The 18936-nt window shown below is 61.9% G+C and carries 16 protein-coding genes; 11 read left to right on the plus strand and 5 right to left on the minus strand.

Annotated features, from left to right (window positions below; genetic code table 11):
- The 3 genes from GOEFS_RS15240 to GOEFS_RS15250 all read right to left on the minus strand — a co-directional run.
- On the minus strand, positions 1-428 hold a 428-nt coding region (locus tag GOEFS_RS15240), incomplete at its 3' end, for an MFS transporter (protein WP_138918029.1).
- Positions 429-534: 106 nt separating this feature from the next.
- Positions 535-900 (minus strand): DUF3817 domain-containing protein, encoded by a 366-nt coding sequence (locus GOEFS_RS15245; RefSeq protein WP_040525250.1) that lies wholly within the window; start codon positions 898-900, stop codon positions 535-537.
- Positions 901-1322: 422 nt separating this feature from the next.
- Positions 1323-2543 carry an acetyl-CoA C-acetyltransferase gene (locus tag GOEFS_RS15250; RefSeq protein WP_007318827.1) on the minus strand — a complete coding sequence of 407 codons (1221 nt, stop codon included), beginning with the start codon at positions 2541-2543 and terminating at the stop codon, positions 1323-1325.
- Positions 2544-2642: 99 nt separating this feature from the next.
- Between GOEFS_RS15250 and mce the strand changes: the two genes are divergently transcribed.
- Together mce and GOEFS_RS15260 are read left to right on the plus strand one after the other, a co-directional pair.
- The gene (gene mce / locus GOEFS_RS15255; RefSeq protein ID WP_007318828.1) at positions 2643-3137 is read left to right on the plus strand and encodes a methylmalonyl-CoA epimerase; all 495 of its coding nucleotides are present in this window, start codon (positions 2643-2645) and stop codon (positions 3135-3137) included.
- Positions 3138-3166: 29 nt separating this feature from the next.
- Entirely contained in the window at positions 3167-4198 is a 1032-nt protein-coding gene (locus tag GOEFS_RS15260; protein ID WP_007318829.1) for a coiled-coil domain-containing protein, read from the plus strand.
- Between the two features lie 11 nt (positions 4199-4209).
- Here GOEFS_RS15260 and nucS read toward each other — a convergent pair whose 3' ends face one another.
- The gene (gene nucS, locus GOEFS_RS15265; protein ID WP_007318830.1) at positions 4210-4893 is read right to left on the minus strand and encodes an endonuclease NucS; all 684 of its coding nucleotides are present in this window, start codon (positions 4891-4893) and stop codon (positions 4210-4212) included.
- A 155-nt stretch (positions 4894-5048) separates the two neighbouring features.
- Entirely contained in the window at positions 5049-6575 is a 1527-nt protein-coding gene (locus GOEFS_RS15270) for a PucR family transcriptional regulator (RefSeq protein ID WP_040525251.1), read from the minus strand.
- A 165-nt stretch (positions 6576-6740) separates the two neighbouring features.
- On the opposite strand from GOEFS_RS15270, the gene GOEFS_RS15275 reads away from it, so the two are divergent.
- The 9 genes from GOEFS_RS15275 (at position 6741) to GOEFS_RS15315 (ending at position 18669) form a co-directional block, all read left to right on the plus strand.
- The gene (locus tag GOEFS_RS15275; protein WP_007318832.1) at positions 6741-8669 is read left to right on the plus strand and encodes a primary-amine oxidase; all 1929 of its coding nucleotides are present in this window, start codon (positions 6741-6743) and stop codon (positions 8667-8669) included.
- A 16-nt stretch (positions 8670-8685) separates the two neighbouring features.
- Positions 8686-9549: a universal stress protein gene (locus GOEFS_RS15280; protein ID WP_007318833.1), complete on the plus strand. Its 864-nt coding sequence runs from the start codon at positions 8686-8688 to the stop codon at positions 9547-9549.
- Positions 9550-9670: 121 nt separating this feature from the next.
- Positions 9671-11014, plus strand: coding sequence for a 4-aminobutyrate--2-oxoglutarate transaminase (gene gabT / locus GOEFS_RS15285; protein ID WP_007318834.1), 1344 nt, complete (start codon positions 9671-9673; stop codon positions 11012-11014).
- 21 nt (positions 11015-11035) lie between these two features.
- On the plus strand, positions 11036-12493 hold the full coding sequence (locus GOEFS_RS15290) for an NAD-dependent succinate-semialdehyde dehydrogenase (protein WP_007318835.1): 1458 nt from the start codon (positions 11036-11038) through the stop codon (positions 12491-12493).
- A 96-nt stretch (positions 12494-12589) separates the two neighbouring features.
- On the plus strand, positions 12590-14128 hold the full coding sequence (locus GOEFS_RS15295; protein ID WP_007318836.1) for an APC family permease: 1539 nt from the start codon (positions 12590-12592) through the stop codon (positions 14126-14128).
- Between the two features lie 37 nt (positions 14129-14165).
- Positions 14166-15149 carry a nitrilase-related carbon-nitrogen hydrolase gene (locus GOEFS_RS15300; RefSeq protein WP_007318837.1) on the plus strand — a complete coding sequence of 328 codons (984 nt, stop codon included), beginning with the start codon at positions 14166-14168 and terminating at the stop codon, positions 15147-15149.
- A gap of 18 nt (positions 15150-15167) precedes the next feature.
- Entirely contained in the window at positions 15168-16172 is a 1005-nt protein-coding gene (locus GOEFS_RS15305; protein WP_040525253.1) for an agmatine deiminase family protein, read from the plus strand.
- 28 nt (positions 16173-16200) lie between these two features.
- Entirely contained in the window at positions 16201-17577 is a 1377-nt protein-coding gene (locus tag GOEFS_RS15310; protein WP_007318839.1) for a flavin monoamine oxidase family protein, read from the plus strand.
- Between the two features lie 180 nt (positions 17578-17757).
- Positions 17758-18669, plus strand: a complete 912-nt coding sequence (locus tag GOEFS_RS15315) for a patatin-like phospholipase family protein (RefSeq protein WP_007318840.1) — start codon at positions 17758-17760, stop codon at positions 18667-18669.
- The last annotated feature ends 267 nt before the right edge of the window (positions 18670-18936 follow it).

The raw sequence follows: 18936 nt of genomic DNA on the forward strand, positions 1-18936 counted from the left end.
GCCCCGACGACAGTCAAGACCACTCCGACGTCGAGCCACAGGGTAAGTGCGACGAGAGCCGATCCGATCATGCTGCCGACCGAGAAATACGCGTGGAATGCCGACATGACTGGGCGTCCGTACGCCTGTTCAACGACGACGGCCTGCGAATTCATCGAGACGTCGAGACTTCCGTTGGCAAAACCGAAGGCCGCCATTGCCAGCGCGAGACTGAGCGTGCCGGTTGCGAGCACCGGACCAAACACCGCCACGGAGAGCACCGACACCGCGATGATCGTCAGTGGACGCGATCCGAACCGGTCGATCAGCGGACCGCATAGTTGCATGCCGACGAACGCTGATCCGCCGAGCAGCAAGAGCAGCCCGCCCAGCGTCTCATGAGTGACGCCGGTACGCGCTGTGATCACCGGGATGTGGGCGACCCACATCGCGGCAAGGAATCCGTTGAGGGCGAAGACGACGGTGACTGCGATCCGCGCGCGGCGCGTGGTCGCGTCGGTCCGGTTAGTCACTCGCCCAAGGGTAGGTGATATCTCAAGCGGTGAGAGCGGTGGTCTGGTCGGCGTTCTTGTCGGTCGACAGTTCGGCCAGGTGGCCGTTGCGAGCGGCCCACCATTCGAAGACCAACGTGCCGAACGGCGGGATCGACGAGATCAACGCGAGCGCGATGACCTTGAGATTCCACTTGAGCTGCCACGCGGTTAGCAATGCGACAACACAGAACACCACGAATACGACGCCGTGCGTCATACCTGGGATGGCGACCGCCTCTTCGTAACCGAGCACCCATTTGAAGAACATCGCGATAAGGAGCGCGAGCCAGGTGATGGCTTCGGCGATTGCGACAAAACGGAATCTCTTGGCCGGCGTGGTCAGGTCGAAAATCTGCATGGTCTCCATTGTGCATGACGGCGGCGACTCCTACTACCAAACGTAGTAGGAGTCACGTCGGCCGGGCGTCGGTGGTTAGGTTCGCCGCTCGGGTTACGGGGCCTCGATACACCGGCGGGCTCGCTGCGCTCGCACGACGGCACTCGACCACCCAACTGGCGAGCCACCCCACCGCTGGTCGAGTGCCCGGCGAGGCGCCAGCCGAGTCGGGTGTATCGAGACCCCGCAAGACGAACAACCAGCCGCACAACAACTTTCGAGTGAACTCACCCGGTCTCGATACACGCGCGTCTCGCTGCGCTCGTCGAGCGCACTCGACCAGCGACAGTTACCGCTGGTCGAGTGCCCGGCGAGGCGCCAGCCGAGCCGGGTGTATCGAGACCCCACAAGACGTCGAAGTCAGCCGGCGCACTCGACCAACGCGGCAGAACTCAGCCCTTGGGCACCGTGATGATCAGGGCGTCACCCTGGCCGCCGGCACCACATAGGGCGGCAGCACCCACGCCACCGCCGCGACGCTTCAGTTCGAGTGCGAGGTGAAGGGTGATACGCGCGCCCGAAGTCCCGATCGGATGGCCCAACGCAATGGCTCCACCGTTGACGTTGACCTTCTCCGGATCGATGCCAAGCTTCTTGGTCGATGCCAAGCCCACCGCCGCGAAAGCCTCGTTGATCTCGACGACGTCGAGGTCTTTGGGGTCGATTCCCGCACGCGCGCAAGCCTTTTCGATGGCGTTGGCCGGCTGAGCCTGCAATGACGAGTCCGGACCGGCGACGACACCGTGTGGGCCAATCTCGGCCAACCACTCGACGCCGAGTTCCTGAGCCTTCGACTTGCTCATCACCACGACGGCGGCTGCTCCGTCGGAAATCTGCGACGCGTTTCCCGCGGTGATGGTGCCGTCTTTCCGGAATGCCGGACGTAGCCCCGACAGCGAATCCGCGGTGGTGTCGGCGCGGATCCCCTCGTCTTCGGCGAATACGATGGGATCGCCCTTGCGCTGCGGAATCTCAACGGGCACAACCTCATCGGCAAACACGCCGTTCTTCCACGCGGCAGCGGCCAGCTGGTGGCTGCGCGCGGCGAACTCGTCCTGCTCGGCTCGGGTGAATCCGCGGGTCGCATCACTCTCGGCGCCGCTGACCACGTCGTTGCTCTCCTCGGTCAGCGCACCCATCGGCTGATCGGTGAACGCATCCCACAGACCGTCGAAGGCCATATGGTCGACGAGCTCGGTATTTCCGTATTTGAAACCGTTCCGGCTCCCGGGAAGAACATGCGGCGCCTGTGTCATCGATTCCTGTCCCCCGGCCACGACGACGTCGAATTCACCCGCGCGGATCAGCTGGTCGGCCAGCGCGATGGCGTCGATTCCCGACAGACACATCTTGTTGATAGTCAACGTCGGAACATCCCAACCGATACCGCCCTTGATCGCGGCTTGACGAGCTGGCATCTGCCCGGCACCGGCGGTCAGTACCTGGCCCATGATCACGTAGTCCACGACGTCGGCTGATATTCCGGCGCGCTCGACGGCCGCCTTGATTGCGACGCCACCGAGGTCGACACCCGATTGTCCTTTGAGCCCACCCGACAAACGGCCGAACGGGGTACGGGCACCGGCAACGATTACCGACGATTCTGCGGACATTGCTTACTCCTTGTAACTGCTACCCGGATACCGGCGGGTAGCTCAGCTGGGGGCAGACCACCGCGTAGTGATCCTCGCGGTCAACGCTACCTTTGGAGTATGAGTGCATCGTCAACGGATCCGACCAATATTTCTGCCACCGTCCTGATCGAAGATCTAGTCACGGCGATCGACCACGCCGGCATAGCCGTTGGCGACCTCGACGCCGCAAAGGACTGGTACGCGACCCATCTGGGATTCGTCACCCTCCACGAAGAGGTCAACGAGGAACAGGGCGTGCGCGAGGCGATGATCGGACCGCGCAACGCGGGCGCCGACGGTAGCGCTGTCATCCAGCTGCTCGCGCCACTCAATGACGACTCGACTATCGCGAAATTCATCGCGCGCAATGGGCCCGGATTGCAGCAGCTCGCGGTGCGGGTTACCGATGTCGACGCCGTCACCGAGCGCCTGACCAGCGCAGGTGTTCGCGTGCTCTACCCGGCCGCACGTCGTGGCACCGCCGATTCGCGTATTAACTTCGTGCATCCCAAAGATGCGGGCGGCGTACTACTGGAGTTGGTTGAACCCGCAGTCGATGGCGGCGGTCACTAACGCCAGCGGACCGGATTACACTGGTCGCCATGTCGGCTCCCGCCTCGCGCCCTGCACCCTTTGACACCGTCCGTCGCGGCTATGACCGCGACCAAGTCAACGATCGCTTCCAGCGTCTCGACGCCGAGTTGCGCGTCCTTGCCGCCGATCGCGACGCGGCCAATGCCAATGCAAACGAGTTAGCCGCGCATCTCACCGCCGCGCGCGAAGAGATCGAAGAACTGCGCCACGAGGTCGACCGGTTATCGGTCCCGCCGACCACCGCTCAGGGCATGAGTGAACGTCTGTCCCGGATGCTACAACTGGCGTCCGACGAAGCTTCCGAGATTCGCGCGACCGCGCAGGCAGAAGCAGCGGAAACGGTGTCGGTAGCCCAACAGCACGCGGCATCAATGGTGTCGGATGCAGAAGCCAAGGTCGCGGCAAGTAAACGCCGTGCAGAGGAAGTCGCGGCCACCTCCAAACGCGAGGCCGAGAAGAGCGCTCGCCTACTCGCCGACCGCAAGTCGGCAATGGAGAAAGAGCACAACTCAACGATGACGGCCGCTCGTGAAGAAGCACAGCGCATCGTCGCGAAGGCGACCAACGAGGCCACCGAACTGGAGCAGCAGAGTGCTCGCGCCCGGAAGACCGAGCGCGAACAATTCGATGCTCAGATCGCCGCTGAGCGGGAGAAGGCCAACGCCGAAGTCAAACGCCTCAAGGAGTCGGCGCAGCGAGTGGCGCTGGAGCGGATGAAACAGTCACGCGAATTCGCCAAGCGCGCCCGCAGCACCCATCAGGGAGTGCTCGATCACCTGGAAGACCTGCGCAAGCACCTCATCTCCGCGCCGGGTGAACTCAAACTCGCACATATCGACGATTTCGCAGACGCCGACGATCTCTCCGATACCGAGCTGCTTAATCGCGAGCTATCCGGGCCATCGAAGATAGCGGCACAGAAACAACACGCCACTCCGCAACGCGAATCCGACGATCACGATGCGAAGCCATCGTCGGAGCCGAGTACCAAACCGATAAACGGCAACAATGTGAACCGTCGAGTAGCCCAGCGGGGCTGAGCACCGAGTTCCTAGAACAGCTTGAACTCAGTGTCTTCCGTTCCTCGAAGTTTGTCGTAGTCGAGAACCAAACAGCGAATGCCTCGGTCGGTGGCGAGCGTGCGCGCTTGAGGCTTAATCTGTTGCGCCGCAAAGACTCCCGCCACCGGAGCCAATAGCGGATCGCGGTTGAGCAAGTCCAAATAGCGGGTTAGCTGTTCGACGCCGTCGATCTCCCCGCGCCGTTTGATCTCCACCGCGACCGTGCCACCGTCGGCGTCGCGGCAGAGCAGGTCGACCGGGCCGATCGCGGTCATGTACTCGCGGCGGATCAGACTGTGCCCGGCACCCAAAGTCTCCACGTGTTCGGCCAGCAGTTCCTGCAGATGCGCCTCGACGCCGTCTTTGATGAGGCCGGGGTCGACGCCTAGTTCGTGAGCGGAGTCGTGTTCGATGCTCTTGATCGTGATGCGTAGCTGTTCGTCGGCCTTATTGGTAACCACCCAGAGCGCTTCGGCATCGAGTTCCTCTGGAACATCTTCTTCGATAAGCCAGCACGGCGGGCTCATCCAGTTGAGTGGCTTATACGCGCGGTCGTCGGCGTGGACGCTCACCGAACCATCCGATTTGATCAACAACAGCCGCTTCGCCATCGGCAGATGGGCGGTCAATCTGCCGACGTAGTCAACCTGGCACTCCGCAATAACCAATCGCACGCGGACCAGCCTAGGGCATCGGGCAGGCAGCTCCGTGGAGATCGTGTCGGCGGAGCGTCTTGTCCCCTGCTTCCCGACTGAAGTCTGCGGACTCGGTCGCGCCGAGGTAGATATTCCCTCGGCAACAGCTAGACAGCAGATTCCGGCCAAGTCCACTATTCTCGCGCCAGAATCGCGAGCAGTAACTCGGCTCGCACCCGCGCCGAGCCGAGGTCGCAGCCAAGAACTTCCTCTGCCCGGGAAATGCGGCTACGCAAAGTATGGCGGTGGACGCCGAGGACTGCGGCCGCCGACTCCCACTGTCCGTTCGCCTCCAAATACGCACGAAGGGATGGCAGCAGTTCGGTGTTATTCACTCGGTCATAGGCGATCAGCGGGTCAACCATTATCCCGGCCAGATCGTCGAGCACACGGCGCGATTCGGGTGACGCGAGCAGCGTACGGCCGACCAGAGCCGATGCGTCGGTCGGCGTACCGCGATGGTCGGCGGACGCCGCGGTAATCCGCGACTGTTCTACTGCCGCTTCGATATCGGTGAGTTCGTGTGGCGCGCTCATGCCGATCCGGAAGCTGCGGCGGGACCGCGCGGGCACCGCGTTAATGACACGACGGGCGAAATCGAGATCGTCGGTGCCACGCAGCAGCACCAGCATCGACGCCCCGTCGGGCTCTGGCAGCAAGAAGCCCGGCCGCCCGACCGCGGTGAGCTGTTCATCGACGATGTCGACCAGAGCCCCAGCGTCGGTACCGAGGATTGTCAGCACCCTGACGCGTCCGTATTCGTCCGCCGCGCTACTCACCACCTCGCGAGCCCGCGACAGATCTGTGCCGCGCGAGAGAAGAATCCGCAGCGCACCTGCGTTCACCTGATTCTGATCCGCGTGGAGCCGTAGCGGTTTCTCGAAATCCAAGGCCAGCAATGAGTTCGCGTGACCGATCAGCACCTGGTCGACGACGCGCGGCTGAGTCCGAAAGACCACCGCGAGGTACCCGTGCGTTCGTCGACCCACCCGGATCGACTGCACCACGATGACGCCGGCGCCACTCGACATCACGCTACTGTCGGGCACTTCGGCTGATCGCAGTTGTTCGGCAATCAAGTCGACGACGACCGACGAGATCTCGTCATCGAGTGACGCCCCCGATGCGTCGATGACCTGCCCGGCCCGGTCACAGAGAAATACCGGACCGCCACATGCGTTCGACAGTTCACGGATTGTCGACGCCACACCGCCGCCGACTGCCGCGCGGGTCATTCGCGGTTGCGCACGTGATGCCCACATCACCGCCTCGTACTGCTGCTCGGCAAGACGATTCATCACGGTCTTGACCACCGCGACAAACGGCGTCGGCAACGGCACTTCAAACAACGGAACGCCGAGTCGATCGGCGTGTTCGACGAGTTCGTCCGGTATCACGTCATAGGACAGCCCGAGACCGAAACCTATTGCCGCAACGCCACATTCAGCAAACTCCTCCATATACGCCCGGCGGCCCGACGCGTCGGGCGGTAGGCCGATGCCGGTGGTCAACACCAACTCCCCGCCCGACAGCCACTGGCCGGGATTCGCCAGCTCGGTGGTAACGGCGAAGGTTATCTCCGCAGACGTCCCTGACTCGCCGGCCCGCAGATGCAATCCGAGGTCCGGTTGATTGAGCAGCCACCGCACGGGTACGCCCACTGCACTCCACTCTGTCGAGACAAGCCTGTCGATCACCGACATTCTGGCAGATGCCGTGGCATCGTGTGAGGGGCAGAGTGATACCTGTTCCCAGCGCTCTCGAGGACACCGTGAAACCCGAGGAGGGAAACCCGAGGAGGGAAACCCGAGGAGAGGAACCCGAGGATGGCAAACACCTTTCACCCGCTCGACCCGTTGTCCGCAACCGAGTTCATCGCCGTCACCGGCATCCTGCGCGATGGGCACGGCGTCACCGCACCGCAGTGGCGATATGCCAGCATCGAAATGTTCGAACCCACAAAAGCAGCGATCGCCGCCTTCGACGCCACGGGCACCGTGCCCGACCGGCAAGCCACCGTCGTCTGCTTCGAACGCGGCACCAATTCCACGTATAAGGCTCTGGTGTCAATCACCGAGTCGAAAGTTGTTTCCTGGGAACCTATCCCGGGTCAGCAGGCCAACTTCACCGTCGATGAGTGGGAGGAAGCCGACGCCACGTTACGCGGTCACCCCGACGTCGTGGCGGCACTCGCTGGGCGCGGGATCACCGACATGGATCTGGTATTCATGGACACCTGGACCTACGGAGATGCCCTCATACCCGAAAAGTACCAGGGCCGGCGGATCGGATGGTCGGACACTTGGGTGCGTTCTGCGCCCGGAAGGAACCCATATGCGGGCCCGGTCAACGGATTTCACTGCATCATCGACCTGAACAGCATGGAACTGCTGGAAATCGAAGACACCTTCACCGTCGACCGCCCGGAAGTGATGGGCGAATATGTGCCACGGTTTATCCCCGAACGGATCCGCGAGTCGAGTACGCGCGAACAGCTGAAGCCGCTCGACATCACCCAATCCAACGGCCCGTCATTCACATTGGATGGCAATAGAATTGAATGGCAGAACTGGTCGCTGCGGGTTGGTTTCAACTATCGCGAGGGGATGACGATTCATGCCGTGACCTACAACGATCACGGTAAAGTACGCCCGATCGCACATCGTCTCTCGTTCGCCGAAATGATGGTCCCCTACCGCGATCACTGCGAAGATCACTACCGCAGAACGGCTTTCGATATCGGCGAGTGGGGCATCGGCTTTATGACGACGTCACTCGAGCTGGGGTGCGACTGCCTCGGCGAGATCCGCTACCTCGACGCCACCCTGCACGACAGTAAGGGCGAACCTTATGAGATCCGCAACGCCATTTGCATACACGAAGAAGACAACGCGGTGTTGTGGAAGCATGTCGACCACGATGAGTCGGAAGTCCGGCGGATGCGCCGGCTCACGGTCTCGTTTCACGTGACGGTCGCCAACTACGAATATCTCGCCTACTGGCGGTTCTATCAGGACGGCAATATCGAATGTGAAGTCCGCGCAACGGGAATCATGGTCGTCAGCCATTTCCCCGAAGGTGCCGAGCATCCACATGGCACTCTCGTCGATCAACGCACGTACGCACCGTTCCACCAACATTTCCTCGTGGCCCGAATGGATCTCGACGTTGACGGCACTGAGAACACCGTCTACGCCACGGAGACCGAGATGGTGTCAATGGGCCCCGACAACCCGTACGGACTGTCCTTACGACAGGTCAACACGCCGCTGCACACCGAGGCAGAAGGTAAGCAGGACATGAACTTCGCCACCCAGCGCGCGTGGAAGGTCGTCAACGAAAACACTGTCAACGGTCTCGGCACTCATCCGTCCTACAAGCTCGTCCCGGGCGGCGCGATACCCGCGATGTTCGATCCGGCCTCCCCCGTCCTGGCCCGTTGCCGCGCAATCGAGCACACCCTGTGGGTGACTCCCAATTCACCTGACGAGCGTTGGCCCGCAGGCGAATTCGTTAACCAGAGCAGTACTGATCATGGCCTGCCGGCTTGGACTGCGGCCAACCGCTCCATCATCAATACCGACGTCGTACTCTGGTACGTATTCGGCATCCACCACATCACCCGTCCGGAAGACTGGCCGGTCATGCCGGTCGACGTGGTGAGTTTCTGGTTGAAGCCGGTCGGCTTCTTCGACCGGAACCCGGCGCTCGACGTCGAGCCGACGCCGCCTGCCGCCTGTCATCACCATCACTGAAAATGGGAGTTCTCAGATGAAGATCCTCGTCGCCTATCTCGCTACCAGTGGAGGCGCCGACGCCGTCGTACTCGGCGCCAGGCTCGCGCGCACGCTGAGCACCGATCTAGAGATCTCGATGATCTTGCCACCGGAACGAGACGCCGCGCTTGCCGCGACGACCAACTACGAATCTGTCCTCGCCAAACAGGCGGCCGCATGGCTTGTCGAGGCGAAAAGCCTTGTCGGAGAGGATGTCGCAGTGACAACGAATATCTCCTACGCCGATTCGTCCGCCGAAGGCATCATCGCCGAAGCTGAGCGGATCACCGCTGAGGCGATCGTCGTCGGCGGGGGCGGCGGTGGATTGGTCGGTGCGCATTCGCTCGGATCGGTGGTCAACGAGCTCCTGCACTCCTCACCCATTCCGATCGTGCTGGCACCACGCGGCACTCGCCACTCGACAATCGAGCGGGTCCGCGAGGTGACGTGCGCGGTGGGCGGTCGGCCCGGTGCGGACCTGTTGCTCTCCACCGCAGTTCGCGCAGCGGGAGCGGCAGGTACGCCACTACGACTCGTCTCGTTAGTCGCACTCGACTCGGTCGGCGACGGGCACAAGTCCGACGCCGCAGCTCTCAAACAGGCACGTGTTCACGCCACCGAGACCGTTGAACGCGTGAAAGCCAAGCTGCCCGACGATGTCACGGTCACCTGGTCGGTGGTGGACGGCGACTCAGTTGAAGAGGCGGTAAACAAACTCGAATGGCATGACGGCGATGTGATCATGGTCGGCTCCAGCCGACTGGGACAGGCACGCCGCTTGTTCCTCGGTTCGACCGCGGCCAAAATGCTGCGGGTACTACAGGTGCCGATGGTCGTCGTGCCACGGGAAGAGACATAGAGCGACTGCCGAATTGGAGTGTCGACCCTAGTACATTTCGACAGCCTGGCAATGGCCTTGGTTCATCAATTGGAAAACACTTCTTCCCAACACCTTTGGCACGATCGCAGGAGAGTCTTCCATGAGCAGCAGCATCACCTACCGCCTCGAACAGAAGCGCACTCTGGTTACTGAGCTTCCGGGCCCAAAGTCGGTCGAACTCACCGCACGACGCCGTGCGGCCGTCGCCGCGGGCGTCGGGTCGTCGGTACCGGTGTACGCCGCCGACGCCGACGGCGGGGTAATCGTCGACGTAGACGGCAACTCACTGATCGACCTCGGCTCGGGAATCGCGGTCACCGGTGTCGGCGCATCCGATCCACGTGTCGCCGCGGCGGTCGCCGGCCAGGCCGCACACTTCACCCATACCTGTTTCATGGTCACTCCGTACGAGGGCTATATCGCGGTCGCCGAGAAACTGGCCGACCTGACCCCGGGCGATCACGAAAAGCGAAGTGTCCTATTCAATTCCGGCGCGGAAGCAGTAGAGAATGCGGTCAAGGTGGCCCGCCTCGCCACCGGCCGCAATGCCGTGGTGGCTTTCGATCACGCCTATCATGGCCGCACCAATCTCACCATGGCGCTGACCGCCAAGAATATGCCGTACAAAGCTCACTTCGGCCCGTTCGCGCCGGAGGTCTATCGCATGCCGATGAGCTATCCATATCGCGACGAGCCCGGTCTGACCGGCGAGCAAGCCGCCCAGCGCACGATAACCGCGATCGAAAAACAAATCGGCGCAGACCAATTGGCCGCAATCATCATCGAACCGATCCAGGGCGAGGGCGGCTTCATCGTGCCGGCACCGGGGTTTCTCCCTACACTCGTCGAATGGGCCGCCAAGAACGGAGTGGTATTCATCGCCGACGAGGTACAGACTGGTTTCGCCCGTACCGGCTCGTGGTTCGCATGCGATGACGAAGGAGTCGTCCCGGACATCATCACGATGGCTAAAGGTATCGCTGGCGGATTGCCGTTGTCAGCGATCACCGGTCGTGCCGAACTTCTCGACCGAGTCCACCCGGGCGGGCTCGGCGGTACCTACGGCGGCAACCCGATCGCTTGCGCCGGGGCACTCGCGGCCATCGAGTCGATGGTCGAGTTCGATCTGCCGGCACGGGCTCGTGCGATCGGCGACAGGGCGTTGACACGCCTGCGCGAACTCGCCGCCGACGTCGACGTAATCGGCGATATCCGCGGTCGTGGTGCCATGATCGCGATTGAGATCGTCCAGCCGGGAACCGACACACCCGACCCTGAACTAACCAAAGCCGTTGCCGCACAAGCGCTTGACCAAGGTGTCGTGGTGTTGACCTGCGGCACCTACGGCAACGTCATTCGATTGCTGCCACCCCTCGTCATCGACGACGACCTCTTCGACGACGGGTTGACCGTCCTCGAAGACGCCATCCGCACCGCACACTGACACCCCACGAAAGGAAGCCTGATGTCTAACTTCGACGAGCTGCTCGCAACCGTCCCTACCGGCTTGTGGATCGACGGTGGTGCGCGAGAAGCCAATTCCGGTAAGCGCTTCGATGTCATCAATCCCGCGACCGGAGACGCGCTCACTTCGGTTGCCGACGCAGATGTCTCCGACGCGGACGCGGCGCTGGCTTCGGCGGCTGCGGCTCAGAAGTCTTGGGCGGCAACAGCTCCACGAGAACGGTCGACCATTCTGCGCCGTGCATGGGAGCTGGTCGTCGAACGCACCGAAGACTTCGCTCTGCTGATGACGCTCGAGATGGGTAAGACAGTCGCCGAAAGTCGTGGCGAGGTCGCCTACGGTTCAGAGTTCTTACGCTGGTTCTCCGAAGAAGCTGTGCGCGTAGGCGGACGAACCGCGACCGCACCATCGGGCAACGGTCGGATTCTGGTCACCAAAGAGCCGGTAGGGCCATGCCTGGCCATCACGCCGTGGAACTTTCCGTTAGCTATGGGCACGCGCAAGATAGGTCCTGCCCTGGCCGCCGGCTGCACAATGCTGGTCAAACCCGCCGAGGCCACCCCGCTCACCATGCTGCTGCTCGCGCAGGTGTTCGCCGACGCGGGGTTGCCGCCAGGTGTGCTGTCGGTCCTGCCAACCGGAGATGCACCGAATGTTATTGCGGCGCTGATGAAAGACCGGCGGTTACGCAAAGTCTCCTTCACCGGATCAACCGAGGTCGGCAAGATTCTGATCGGACAATCGGCCGATCAAGTACTGAAGACGTCGATGGAATTGGGCGGCAACGCGCCCTTCATCGTCTTCGACGACGCCGATATCGATGCCGCGGTCGACGGAGCGATGGCCGCGAAGATGCGCAACGGCGGAGAAGCGTGCACGGCGGCCAACCGTCTGCTGGTACACAACCCGATTCGCGAGCAATTCACCAAGGCACTGGCCGAACGTATCGCTGATTCCACCGTCGGCCCGGGCTACCAGGATGACGTGACGCTGGGACCGCTCATCAGTTCCCAACAACGTGATTCAGTCGCCGCCCTGGTCGACGAGGCAGTGACGGCGGGCGCGCGAGTACACACCGGCGGGTCCGTAATCGATGGCCCGGGATACTTCTACGAGCCCACCGTGATCGACGAAGTACCCGATGGCTCACGCATTCTCGGCGAAGAGATCTTCGGTCCGGTCGCTGTCATCACCGGCTTCGACACCGAAGACGAAGCCATCGAACGCGCCAACGCCACCGACTACGGGCTCGCGGCGTACTTCTATACCCGCGACCTCGATCGCGTTCTTCGCGTCTCGGCAGCACTCGAATCCGGCATGGTTGGCGTCAACCGCGGCGTAATCTCAGATCCGGCAGCACCTTTCGGCGGCGTCAAGCAGTCCGGTCTTGGCAGCGAAGGCGGAAGCGAAGGAATACAGGAGTATCTCAACACCAAATATATCGCTCTCACCCCGTAACACGCACCGCACCAACCTATCTCGCGCGCACGAAACTATCCGACGTCATCGAATCAGCAGCACGTTCGTCCGGCCCCACCATCCCTTGGAGAACCAATGGCCACTCAATCTGCAGATCAGACCGACTCCGTAGTTTCGCCGAAAGGACTGGCCGCCAACAAAGTTGGCGTATTGTCCGGCGCGGTGCTCGGCATTTCGACGGTCGCACCCGGCTACACCCTGACCGCGAGTATCGGACTGATCGTCGCCGCCGTCGGTTTGAAGATGCCGGCCATTTTCATCGCCGGCTTCATTCCGATGTTCTTAACGGCGTACGCCTACCGCGAACTCAACGCGGACACTACCGACGCCGGAGCGTCGTTTACCTGGTCCACCAAGGCTTTTGGGCCCTATGTTGGTTGGATGTGCGGCTGGGGCATGGTGCTGGCAACCATCATCGTGTTGTCGAATCTTGCCGCCGTCGGCGTTCAGTTCTTCTATCTGATGTTGGCCCGCCTCTTCAACCACCCCGGCTGGGAATCGCTGGGCACCAGCAACAAGCCGGTCAATATCCTGACCACCATTGCGCTGCTCGCAGTCGCAACGTACATATCGATGCGCGGCATCACTACCAGTGAGCGAATTCAGTACTGGCTGGTCGGATTTCAGATGATCGTTCTCGTTGTGTTCTCCATCGTCGCGTTTGCGAAAGCCGGCGGTCAGGTCGGTCATCTCGATTTCAGCTGGTCATGGTTCAACCCGTTCGGCGGGCTGGGTAGCCTGTCGATCGCCGCGTTCGCACTGGGGTTGACCGGATCCATTTTCGCTTTCTGGGGGTGGGATACCTGCCTGACGCTCGGCGAGGAATCGAAGGACCCGAAGCGCACACCCGGGCGCGCGGGTCTGTTGTGCGTGCTGACGATTTTAGGTACGTACCTCCTGGTGGCGTTGGCGACCATGATGTACGCGGGCGTCGGGACCGACGGACTGGGCCTGGGTAACGAGGAGATCAGTGACAACATCTTCGGAGCGCTGGCTGAACCGGTGATGGGCCGCTGGGGCGGAATGTTCCTATTCCTCGCGATCCTCGCATCGGCGGTGGCCAGTTTGCAGACCACTTTCCTCCCCGTCGCCCGTACGATGCTCGCAATGGGCAGCTATCGGGCCTTCCCCGCGAAATTCGCCGAGATCAGTCCGCGCTACCTGTCACCCGCTTTCGGCGCACTCGTCGCCGGTATCGTGACGGCGGCCTTCTATACGGCGGTTACCCTGCTGTCGGAGAAGACGCTCGGCGACACGATTGCCGCACTCGGCATCATGATCTGCTGGTATTACGGGATCACCGCATTCGCCTGCGTGTGGTATTTCCGTCACTCGCTCTTCGATAATGCGCACAATATTGTCTTCCGATTCCTGTTTCCGCTACTCGGCGGAATCGCCTTGCTGTCGGTATTTGTGGTATCGGTCAAAGAAAGCCTCGATCCCGAAAATGGTAGCGGCGCAGAGATTTTCGGCATCGGACTGGTGTTCTATATCGGTTTCGGACTGCTGATCGTCGGCGCGGTGTTGATGCTCGTCATGCGCAAAGTATCGCCCTCGTTCTTCCGCGGCGAGACACTCCCGCGGTCGACGCCTGAACTGACCAAAACCCGCTAATCGCAACAACTTTAAGATTTCCAAGGAGTCACCACCAATGAAACTTGTCGCCGCTCTGACCCCACCGCCGTCGCTGGCCCGGGTCGATGCACCGACCCGAAAGCCGTTGCGCGTCGGGGTAGTTCAGCATCAATGGCATGAAGCTCAGGACGATCTGCTCGCCGAGCTCGACAGTGGTATTGATAGCGCCGCCGCTGAGGGTGCGGCCGTCGTGTTTCTCCCCGAACTCACACTGTCGCGCTATCCAGCGTTTGTCCGCGGCGGCGACAATCCCGGCGCTGCCGCCGAGGACCTCGCGACAGGTCCGACGCTGGCATTCGCACTGGCCGCCGCACAACGACACAACATCCTGGTTCACGCGTCGCTATACGAAGCCGACGCTGCAGGCGAAAACTATTCGGACAAACTAGGTTTCAACACCGCGATCCTGGTCGGCTCAGACGGCCTCGTGGCTCGAACTCGCAAACTGCACATCCCGGTCACCGAAGGATATTACGAGGACACGTATTTCCGGCCAGGTCCGGCCAGTGTCGACGCATACACCGTGCATGCGACCAAACAACTCGGCGGCGCCCGAATCGGCATGCCTACCTGCTGGGACGAATGGTTTCCCGAAGTGGCTCGGATGTATTCGCTTGGCGGCGCGGAGATCATCGTCTATCCGACAGCGATCGGTTCCGAACCGGGGCACCCCGAATTCGACACTCAGCCGCTCTGGCAGCAGGTCATCGTCGGAAACGGAATTGCCAACGGCACCTTTATGATTGCTCCCAATCGCCACGGCAACGAGGGAACCATCACGTTCTACGGATCATCGTTTATTTCCGATCCGTACGGACGCATTCTGGCGCAGGCCCCTCGCGACGAGTCGGCTGTTCTGGTCGCCGACCTCGATCTCGATCAACGCCGCGATTGGCTCACACTATTTCCATTCCTCGCCACCCGACGGCCCGACACCTACGGTCGGCTGACCGAGCCGGTGGATCAGGCCAATCCCATCGGCACAACGATGGACGCGTAAGTGACCGAACGATGGCGAATGCCCGCTGAGCACGAGCCGCATTCGAGAACCTGGATGGCATTTCCGGCCCCCGGATACTCCCTTGGCGACACCGACGCGGACCACCACGAGGCGCGATCGGCGTGGTCGGCGGTAGCCAACGCTGTCGTCGACCATGAGCCCGTCACGGTTGTGGTGGACCCGACGCAGACCGCGTATGCGCGCAAGTACCTGTCCTCCGCTGTCGAACTCGTTGAGGCTCCGCTCGATGACGCGTGGATGCGTGACATCGGGCCGACATTCGTCGTCGACGACGCGGGCACGGTCGGCGGCGTCGACTGGGTGTTCAACGGTTGGGGCGCCCAAGATTGGGCCACCTGGGACCACGACGAACACATCGCGCGAACGGTCATCGACCACACCGGGGTGAACTACATCGGCTCCGATCTGGTCAACGAAGGCGGCGGCATACAGGTCGACGGCATCGGGACGGTACTCATCACCGAGACTGTGCAACTCGATGCCGGCCGCAACCCGACGTTGGCAAAAGCCGATGTCGAAGCCGAGTTGACCCGCACACTCGGCGTCGACACGGTGATCTGGCTGCCTTGCGGCCTCACCCGAGATTCCGAAGAGTTCGGCACTCGCGGACACGTGGACATCGTCGCCGCGATGCCCATCCCCGGAACCGTTCTCATACATGACCAACGCAACCCTGACCATCCCGATCACGCTGTGTCACAACAGATTCGGGAAGTCTTGGCCACTTCCGTCAATTCGGCGGGAGATACGCTGCGTATTGTCGATGTGCCGGCGCCTCAAACGCTGCGCGACGCCGAGGGATTCGTCGACTACAGCTACATAAACCACTACGTAGCCAACGGCGTCGTAGTGGCATGTTCCTTTGATGACCCATCCGACGCCCAAGCCGCCGACATTCTCGGCTCGGTCTATCCCGGGCGCACCGTCGTATCCGTCGATGCCCGCGCGATCTTCGCGCGCGGTGGCGGAATCCACTGCATCACCCAAAATCAGCCAGCCTGACTAACCCACCGCAAGGAGAATCAGCACCGTGCCAACCCTCATTCGCGACGTCGCCATCGTCGGCGCCGGCCCATCCGGTCTCACCGCAGCTCACGAACTGACCAAGGCCGGATTGTCGGTGGTAGTTCTCGAAGCCCGCGACCGAGTTGGCGGACGCACCTGGACCGACGTCGTCGACGGTGCAACGCTAGAGATCGGCGGCCAATGGGTTTCGCCCGATCAGACCGCGTTGCAAACCTTGCTCGACGAACTCGGTTTGGAGACCTTTCCCCGCTACCGCGACGGCAGCTCGGTGTATGTGGCGCCCGACGGCGAACGCACCGTTTACGACGGCGACGATTTTCCGGTGTCCGAGAAGACAATCGCCGAAATGAACCGGCTGGTCGCGCTGCTCGACGAGCTAGTCGCCGAGATCGGCGCCGACGAACCGTGGGCACACCCACGCGCGACGGAACTCGATTCGGTCTCCTTCCGACGATGGCTCGAAGATCAGACCCACGACGTCGAAGCGATCGACAACATCAGCCTCTTTGTCGCGGGCGGCATGTTAACCAAACCGGCACATGCCTTTTCGACTCTGCAAGCGGTACTCATGGCGGCATCGGCCGGATCGTTCTCGAATCTCGTCGACGAGGATTTCATCCTCGATCGTCGGGTCATCGGGGGAATGCAAGCGGTGTCGCAAAGGCTGGCGCAACGTCTCGCCGACGATGTAATCCTCGGCGCTCCGGTGCGCACCGTGCGCTGGGCAGAGAACGAGGTGACCGTCGTAGCTGAGGGCGATGTAGAAGTGAAGGCGCGCAAGGTAATTCTCGCCGTGCCGCCGAATCTCTACACTCGAGTTTCGTTCGATCCACCGCTTCCGCGTCGACAACACCAGATGCACCAGCATCAGTCACTCGGTCTGGTCATCAAGGTGCATGCCGTCTATGACACGCCGTTCTGGCGGGAAGATGGACTGTCGGGAACCGGCTTCAGCGGCAGCGAGCTGGTTCAAGAGGTCTATGACAACACCAACTACGAGGATTCTCGGGGCACATTGGTCGGATTCGTGTCGGACGAGAAGGCCGACCGCATGTTTGAGTTGAGCGCGGCAGACCGCAAGGCGGCGATCCTGGAATCGATGGCCCGTTTTCTCGGGCCGAAGACTCTCGAACCGGTGGTGTACTACGAATCCGACTGGGGCGCAGAGGAATGGACGCGCGGCGCCTATGCTGCCAGTTTCGATCTCGGCGGACTCTCCCGTTACGGCAAGGATCAACGCACGCCGGTCGGGCCGATTCACTTCTCGTGTTCCGACATCGCCGGTGCCGGCTACCAGCATGTGGACGGTGCGGTTCGAATGGGTATGTCGACAGCGAACGATATCGCGTCACAGTTGAGCCAGCGGTCGGCAACGAGTTAATTCAGTTGCGCGACGGCTATCCGTCGGTGATAGCCTTCAAGCGATCGTGTACCGACAGTAGGAGGTGAGACCCATGAACGCAGTACCGCAATGGGTGCTCCCCCGCTATCCACGATCGCGCGGCTAAACCAGGTCGCCGCCGGGAGCGCCATCAGGCAAATTCGTGAAAGGCGACTCCCAATGAACACATCATCTTCACCAGCTACCGCAAAGAACAAACGAGCTCTGGTTCTCGGCGGTGGCGGATCCACTGGCAACGCATGGTTGATCGGCGTCGTCGCCGGTCTATTCGACGCCGGGGTGGACCTGACCGAGGCCGAACTCATCGTCGGGACATCGGCGGGATCGACTGCGGCAGCACAGATTACCGGATCCTCGCCAACCGCCCAGTTCGCCGCCATCCTCGAGGCTCCGCCTCGAGGACCTGCCCGCGCGACATCGGGCGATCGTCCAGGGTCGAGTAAACCGGTCAGCGACCACATGGCACGAATGACCGCGATCATCGCCGACTCACGTAGCGCGGTCGAGATGCGGCGCAAGATGGCGGCGGCCGCACTTGAGCGGACCGGCGCATCCGACGGCTCTTGGCAATCGAATTGGCGAAACACGGTCGCGGCGAGATTACCCAGCCAGGATTGGCCGGACCAGAAGGTCCTCATCACCGCGGTTGACGCGCGTTCCGGCGACCCGGTGGTATTCGACCGCTCCAGCGGTGTCGAATTGGTGGATGCGGTAGCTGCCAGTTGTGCCAGTGGACTCGCTTACGACATCGACGGCAGTCTGTATATCGACGGCGGCTATCGTGCGAACGCCGAAAACGCCGATCTCGCAATAGGTCACGGTCGCGTTCTGGTGCTCTCACCGTTCGGCGGTCAATCACTCCATCCCCCAGAATGGCGTACGCATCTGGCCGCGCAGATCGATGATCTTCGCGCCGGAGGTAGCGACGTCGAGACCATTTCGCCAACTAGTAGCGCCGAGCATATGTTTGGCATGAATGCGATGGATGTTTCGCTTCGACCCACCGCAGCACAGGCTGGGTATGACCAAGCCGTGGCGTTGGTCGGGCGTGTTGGCGAATTCTGGACTTGAGAAGGCTGTTGATCGCCATGGCTTCGATACAGGCGCGTCTCGCTAGAGCTCGTCGGGCCCACTCGACCATCGGGGTTTGACCGCTGGTCGAGTGCCCGGCGAGGCGTTAGCCGAGTTCAGCCACCGCTGGTCGAGAGCCCGGCGAGGCGTTAGCCGAGCCGGGTGTATCGAGACCCGCACCTAACGCCCCCGTCGGACACAGTATTTTCGTTTCGGTGTGGATATGTGAAGAAGGCCCCAACAACTTGTGTTGGGGCCTTCTTCAAA

This window comes from Gordonia effusa NBRC 100432, assembly GCF_000241305.1.
Taxonomy (GTDB): Bacteria; Actinomycetota; Actinomycetes; order Mycobacteriales; family Mycobacteriaceae; genus Gordonia; species Gordonia effusa.